Raw genomic sequence first — 5,234 nt, 5'->3', positions numbered from 1 at the left:
TTTTTCTGGTCCGGGCGCTATTTCAACGACATGAACAGTCGCGAAACGCTGGTTACCGAATTAAACGTGCTGGGCGATTTCGACCCGATTATTCCGGATGAATACCAGAACTGCGAGTACCTGATGCTGGGTAACCTGGCACCGCAGGTACAGCGCACCGTAATCGAACGGTTACAAAAGCGCCCGAAACTGATCGTAATGGATACCATGAATTTCTGGATGGATATTGCTTATGATGAGTTGGTGAAAACAATTGCGCTGGTAGATGTGCTGTCCATCAACGACGAAGAAGCCCGCCAGTTATCCGGAGAATATTCGCTGGTGAAAGCCGCCCGTAAGATTATGGCCATGGGCCCGAAATACCTGATTATCAAAAAAGGCGAACACGGCGCCCTGCTTTTTGGCCAGAGCGAAATATTTTATGCGCCGGCCCTGCCGCTGGAAGATGTATTTGACCCTACCGGGGCCGGCGATACGTTTGCGGGTGGTTTTATTGGATATTTGGCCAAAGCCGGAGATGTAAGCTTTAACAGCATGAAGAGCGCCGTTATTCATGGTTCGGCCATGGCCTCTTTCTGCGTAGAAAAATTTGGTACGGAGCGGATCGTAAATTTAAGTCAGGAGGAAATTGATGCCCGGGTACAAATGTTTGCGGACCTGGTACGTTTTTAAGTAAATAAATTAGAATACGAGCGAAAGCCTGCGGACTAGAAGTCTGCAGGCTTTTTTGTTTTCATCAGTTTAATCAATAGCCGTAAAAAGGATATTTGGTTTTAAAAATTGAGTAATTCTACTCAAGAAAAATATAAGTAAAGTTTGGCTGGCTCATCTGCCTTTTTTGTTTTATTCTGACTTTCCCCTGTTGTTCGATTATCTTTTTATTGGTAGTAGAAATCAACTCGTTCCGGATTTTCCTATAGCTTCCCTAACTGTCGATTGTAGTCAAATGTAAACCTCTTACCTTCTTTTTCCAGCTGAATTTAGCCGGATAGTGTCGAAAAATAGGTTCAACTAAGTTCGGTTAAACTCAATAAATCCCCTTTTGCCTAAATAATGAAAAGGATTAGAATTTCAGGTATCTAATAAATTGGTTCAAAATCTGAAATATCTCAAAGAATACCTCAAATTTTAATGTGGTTTTATAGAAAAACATAAATTTTATAAAAAAGAAGTTAAAAAAATAATCATGTATACTAGAATTGAGTATTTTTACTCAACAATAGGTTAAAAAATAAAGGAGATAGTTTTAAAAGAGGTGTTTTCCCGATAGAAGGGTTCAAAATTAAACCCTAAAGTTGAAAAAGCAACGATATTTTAAAGTTAAGGCCTGAATTTCTAACTAAATATCTTTAGCAGGAGCGGAAACTCCTGGTAGGGCAATAATTAAAGGTTCATTTTATAATTATTTTTTAAGACTTAAAACCTATGAGCAGTTCTCCCGCACATCCGCAACGTGTAGTTGTAATAGGCAATGGCATGGTTGGCTATAAGTTTTGCGAAAAGTTAGTAGCAAAAGCCCAGCCCGGTTCCTATCAGGTAACTGTCTTCGGCGAAGAGCCCCGGCCCGCTTATGACCGCGTACACCTAAGTGCTTATTTTTCCGGCACCACTGCCGAAGAATTAACCATGGCTCCCGTTTCGTGGTACGAGCAAAACAATATTAACCTGCATTTAGGCGAGTTGGTTACCGGCATCGATACTACCCGCAAAATAATCACGACGCATAAAGGAGAATCCATCAGCTACGATAAATTAGTTCTAGCTACCGGTTCCAGTGCTTTTGTCCCGCCCATTAACGGGGTAGAAAAAGAAGGGGTATTTGTATACCGCACCATCGAAGACCTGGATACCATGCTGGCATACGCGCCCAAAGCCAGAACAGCCGCGGTAATTGGTGGTGGTTTGCTCGGGCTGGAAGCGGCCAAAGCAGCCATGGATATGGGCCTGACCACGCACGTAATAGAATTTGCTCCCCGGTTAATGCCGCGGCAATTAGACCAGGCTGGTTCCGATATGCTGAAAAATAAATTGGAAAGTCTGGGCATCAGCATTCATTTAAATAAAAGTACTACCGCTATTCTGGGCGAACCCGGTGTGCAGAAAATGACTTTTGCCGACGGCGGCGAGCTGGACGTGGATATGATAATTGTATCGGCGGGTATTAAGCCGCGGGATGAGTTAGCCATGAAAGCCGGCCTGTCGGTAGGTCCGCGGGGTGGTATTCTGGTGAATGATGCCTTGCAAACCTCCGACCAAAATATTTACGCCATTGGCGAATCGGCGCTGCACAGCAGTATGATTTACGGTTTGGTAGCACCCGGCTACGACATGGCTGAAACGGTGGTAACTAACCTGGTGGGCGGCGAAAAAACCTTTAAGGGTTTTGATATGTCTACCAAACTGAAATTAATTGGCGTAGATGTAGCCAGCTTCGGCGATCCGTTTATCTCGGAGCCGAATGCCCGCACCATTGTTTTCGAAGACCGTATTAAAGGGATTTACAAGCGCGTAAATATTTCGGAAGACGGTAAATATTTATTGGGTGGTATTTTAGTTGGCGAAGCCGCTAACTACAATATGCTGCTGCAAACGGTACAAAACCGGATTGTGGTGCCACCAGATTCGGAAGATTTAATCCTGGGCAGCCGGGGTGGCAGCAGTGAGTCTGCGGGAGCCGGGGTGTTGAGCTTACCCGAAGAAGCCACGATTTGTTCCTGCGAAGGGGTGAGCAAAGGAACTATTTGCTCTTCCATTAAAGATGAAAAACTGTGCGATGTAGCCAGTATAAAAAAATGTACCAAAGCCGGCACCAGTTGCGGCGGGTGCGTACCAATGCTCGGCGATTTACTTAATGCTACCCTGAAGGAAATGGGCCAGGAAGTAAAGCAGGTTTTGTGCGAGCACTTCCAGTATTCCCGCCAGGAAATTCTGGACATCGTAAAAGTAAACAATATTCGCACCTTCGATGAATTAATCAGTCACCATGGCAAAGGCGATGGCTGCGAAGTGTGTAAACCAGCCGTAGCATCTATATTAGCCAGCACCTGGAACGAACTCATCTTAAAACAAGCTACCATCCAGGATACCAACGACCGCTACCTGGCTAACATTCAGAAAGGCGGAACTTACTCGGTAGTTCCTCGGATTGCCGGTGGCGAAATAACCCCCGAAAAACTGATTGTTATCGGGCAGGTTGCGGCTAAATACGGCCTGTATACCAAAATAACCGGTGGCCAGCGCATCGATATGTTCGGTGCCCGGGTAGACCAACTGCCGGATATCTGGGAAGAACTGGTAAACGCCGGTTTTGAGAGCGGCCACGCCTACGGCAAAAGCCTGCGTACCGTAAAAAGCTGCGTTGGTTCTACCTGGTGCCGTTATGGCTTGCACGATTCAGTAGGCTTTGCCATTCAGGTAGAAGAGCGGTATCGGGGCCTGCGGTCGCCGCATAAACTAAAAGGCGGCGTATCGGGTTGTGTACGCGAATGTGCCGAAGCCCAATCGAAAGACTTTGGTATTATTGCCACCGAAAAAGGTTGGAACCTGTACATCTGCGGCAACGGTGGTGCCAAACCCCAGCACGCCCAACTCTTCGCTACCGACCTCGACACCGAAACCTGCCTCCAATATTTAGACCGGTTCCTGATGTTCTACATTAAAACGGCCGAACCCCTTAACCGCACCGCCACCTGGCTGAATAAAATGGAAGGCGGCATTGAATATTTGCGGCAGGTTATCATCGAAGACTCTTTGGGTATTTGTGCCGACTTGGAACGCGAAATGGAATTTATGGTAGATACCTACGCCTGCGAGTGGAAAGAAGTGGTAAACAACCCCGAGTTACGCAAGCGGTTCCAGCACTTTGTGAATACCCCCGAACCAGACCCATCCATCAATTTCCGGCCCGAGCGCGGACAGAAAGTGCCGGTAATCTAAACTAATTATCACTTTTTTTAGCCTAAATAAGGTGGCCTGAAAGGCCACCCCGGGCTAACTTTTTCCTAAAAAATCAGAGATAAAAAATAAATACAGCTATGTTAAGCACACAAAACCCCGATACCCGCTCCTCAGAAGTTACCTATTGGTTTAAAGCGGCCGAAGTAAGTGCTTTCCCCGCAGACGGTGGCGCATGTGTAAAATACCAGAACCAGCAGATTGCCGTGTTCAACTTTGCCCGGCGCAACGAATGGTATGCCTGTCAGAATATGTGTCCGCACAAGCAACAGATGATACTCGCCCGCGGCTTAGTGGGAGACCAATGCGGAGAGCCCAAAGTAGCCTGCCCTTTTCACAAAAAAACCTTCTCCCTGATTACCGGCGAAAACCTGAACGGCGAGTGCTACGAGATTCAAACGTACCCCGTGAAAGTAGAAGATGGCTTCGTGTACATCGGGATATCAGAATAAAATAATTAGCAACCACAGCTTAAAAGAAAAAGATGAAAGCAGTCTCAACTCCTAAAGTAGGCAAGGCCTCCCGTATTAACCTATTCAGTTTGGCAACGCCGCACATGCGTACGTTTCATGTTACCTGGTTTGCCTTCTTTCTGTGTTTTTTCGGTTGGTTTGGCGTGGCCCCGCTCATGCCTATTATCCGCGAAGAACTAGCGCTAACCAAATCTCAGATTGGTAATATTTTGATTTCCTCGGTAGCCATCACCATATTTGCCCGGCTGTTAATTGGCTGGCTTTGCGATAAGTTTGGCCCCCGGATTACCTATACTTACATCTTACTATTGGGCTCCCTGCCGGTAATGTGTATTGGCCTGAGTAACAGCTACGAATCGTTTTTATTGTTCCGGTTGGCCATTGGCGTAATTGGGGCTTCTTTCGTGGTTACCCAGTTCCATACCTCTATGATGTTTGGGCCTAACGTGGTGGGTACCGCCAACGCTACTACTGCCGGTTGGGGCAATATGGGCGGCGGCGTTACCCAGATTATTATGCCCCTGATTTTTGCCGGTTTTGTCGGCTTAGGTTTTGTAGAAGCCAGCGCCTGGCGGTATGCCATGGTGGTACCGGGGGTGATGCTTTTCCTGATGGGTATTGCCTATTACAAATTTACCCAGGATACGCCCGAAGGTAACATAGCCGACCTGAAAAAGTATGACCCGGAATACCGCCTGAAAGCCGCCGAAGCCAAAGGCGCTTTCTGGAAAGCCTGCAAAGATATCCGGGTGTGGATGCTGTTCTTAATCTACGGCGCCTGCTTCGGTATCGAAATTACCATCGATA

The 5,234-nt window shown here is 46.7% G+C and carries 4 protein-coding genes; all 4 read left to right on the top strand.

The window, feature by feature from the left end; translation table 11 throughout:
- Nucleotides 1-672 (top strand): PfkB family carbohydrate kinase (locus ACO1R6_RS15935; RefSeq protein WP_486265955.1); only part of this gene is annotated, 672 nt, incomplete at its 5' end.
- Between the two features lie 753 nt (nt 673-1,425).
- A complete protein-coding gene (nirB, locus tag ACO1R6_RS15930) occupies nt 1,426-3,936 on the top strand; it encodes a nitrite reductase large subunit NirB (RefSeq protein WP_486265953.1) in 2,511 nt (836 codons plus the stop codon).
- Between the two features lie 98 nt (nt 3,937-4,034).
- A complete protein-coding gene (gene nirD / locus ACO1R6_RS15925; protein WP_486265952.1) occupies nt 4,035-4,406 on the top strand; it encodes a nitrite reductase small subunit NirD in 372 nt (123 codons plus the stop codon).
- Between the two features lie 32 nt (nt 4,407-4,438).
- On the top strand, nt 4,439-5,234 hold a 796-nt coding region (locus tag ACO1R6_RS15920; RefSeq protein WP_486265950.1), incomplete at its 3' end, for an MFS transporter.

It is taken from the genome of Adhaeribacter sp. (assembly GCF_057359045.1).
The sequence above is the reverse complement of the archived record's forward strand: the minus strand, read 5'-3'. Positions and strand labels throughout refer to the sequence as shown.